This window comes from Helicobacter anseris (genome assembly GCF_003364335.1).
GTDB lineage: Bacteria > Campylobacterota > Campylobacteria > Campylobacterales > Helicobacteraceae > Helicobacter_H > Helicobacter_H anseris.
In genome coordinates this window covers 1-717 of the sequence record NZ_NXLX01000045.1, presented here as the reverse complement: position 1 = coordinate 717, position 717 = coordinate 1, and the positions used below count along the sequence as shown (strand labels likewise).

The following is a 717-nucleotide window of genomic DNA, read 5'->3' as shown; positions in this document are numbered from 1 at the left end:
AGAATCTGCTTGTGTTTGAGCGCCACTTTGAGTAGTTGAGCTTCCAATTTCAAGTAATCTAAAGTTACTTCTTGTTGGAATATTATTAAAGTCATTACCTAGAGTTGCTATATCAATAATAGTATTTGTTTGTTCAAAAGTATTTAAGAGTAATTGTGTGGTATCAAGACTATTACCTTGTATTGTAAGTTTTTGCAAATGCAATTTATCTACATTGGTAAGGAATTTAGAACCTGAGTTCATTGTGATATTTACATTGGAGTTATCTTGCAAAGAAATATTTCCTACAAAAGCAGAATTTGCTGCTAAATTTACATTGTAAGTATAGGTATTGCTAGCCCCTGAACTACTAGCAGCTAATTCTGAAATAATACCCAATACCAAACCTTTTACATTGATATCATCTGTATAAGCATTACCACTATTCTTTCTATCCGTAGTAATAGTTAATAATGCCCCATTATCAGCAATGCCTTCAAAGTAATGCTTATAATTGCTTAAGAAAGATTGCTTCTTTTGATCACCAATATCAACTGAGATGTCTCCTAATACAAGTTTTACACCATCTTGATAGGTTACGCCTAGCACTTGATTATTGTTATCCTTAGTATTAGTTGTACCCGCCACTCCATTTTTAAATTCATCAGCTGTTTTTCCATCATTATTACTTGCAAAAATAAGGTTTGTAATTCCACTAGTGCCATAATCAATATCAGC

The 717-nt window shown here is 32.1% G+C and carries 1 protein-coding gene; it reads right to left on the bottom strand.

The genetic code is table 11. From position 1 onward, the window contains the following. Nucleotides 1-717 (bottom strand): hypothetical protein (locus CQA57_RS08210; RefSeq protein WP_170126867.1); only part of this gene is annotated, 717 nt, incomplete at both ends.